The sequence below is a fragment of the Pseudomonas sp. IT-196MI5 genome, from assembly GCF_949767415.1.
Classification (GTDB): domain Bacteria; phylum Pseudomonadota; class Gammaproteobacteria; order Pseudomonadales; family Pseudomonadaceae; genus Aquipseudomonas.
The window spans coordinates 1-320 of sequence record NZ_CATKPZ010000072.1; the positions used below are offsets into that span (position 1 = coordinate 1).

The following is a 320-nucleotide window of genomic DNA, read 5'->3' on the forward strand; positions in this document are numbered from 1 at the left end:
CTGGAACTGTTCCTCGGTGCCGCCATCGGTGCAATCACCTTCTCCGGCTCGGTCATTGCCTTCGGCAAGCTGGCCGGCAAGTACAAGTTCCGCCTGTTCCAGGGGGCACCGGTCCAGTTCAGCGGCCAGCACAAGCTGAACCTGCTGCTGGGCCTGGCCACCCTGGGCCTGGGCGTGACCTTCATGCTCACCGGCGACTACACCGCCTTCACCGTGATGCTGGCCCTGGCCTTCGTGCTCGGCGTGCTGATCATCATCCCGATCGGTGGTGCCGACATGCCGGTCGTGGTGTCGATGCTCAACAGCTACTCCGGCTGGGC

1 protein-coding gene is annotated in these 320 nt (G+C 64.7%); it reads left to right on the plus strand.

Features of this window, described 5'->3' with window-relative positions:
• On the plus strand, positions 1-320 hold a 320-nt coding region (locus ACM6IK_RS25705; RefSeq protein WP_414876542.1), incomplete at both ends, for an NAD(P)(+) transhydrogenase (Re/Si-specific) subunit beta.